Annotated in this window: 1 protein-coding gene; it reads left to right on the top strand. The window is 35.0% G+C overall.

Annotated elements, in window-relative coordinates:
- Positions 1-545, top strand: a 545-nt coding sequence (locus tag IDG60_RS01275; RefSeq protein ID WP_206160392.1) for a PTS transporter subunit EIIC, incomplete at both ends; no start/stop codon positions are given.

The following is a 545-nucleotide window of genomic DNA, read 5'->3' as shown; positions in this document are numbered from 1 at the left end:
TGATGTTCGGTTTACCTGCAGCAGCTTTAGCAATTTATCACACAGCTAAACCTGAAAATAAGAAAGTAGTAGCAGGTTTAATGGGTTCTGCTGCTTTAACATCATTCTTAACTGGTATTACAGAACCATTAGAATTCTCATTCTTATTTGTAGCACCATTATTATTCTTTATTCACGCAGTACTTGATGGTTTATCATTCTTAACATTGTACTTATTAGATCTTCATCTAGGTTATACATTCTCAGGTGGTTTCATCGACTACTTCTTACTCGGTATACTACCTAATAAGACACAATGGTGGTTAGTTATTCCTGTAGGTCTTGTATACGCAGTTATTTACTACTTCGTATTCCGATTCTTAATTGTAAAATTAAAATACAAAACACCAGGTCGTGAAGATAAACAATCACAAGCGGCTACTGCTTCAGCAACTGAATTACCATATGCAGTATTAGAAGCTATGGGTGGCAAAGCAAACATTAAACATTTAGACGCTTGTATCACACGTCTACGTGTTGAAGTTAACGACAAATCTAAAGTTGAT

The organism is Staphylococcus sp. EG-SA-2 (assembly GCF_017152085.1).
Note: the sequence above shows the minus strand (reverse complement) of the source record. Positions and strands in the feature narration are given on the sequence as shown.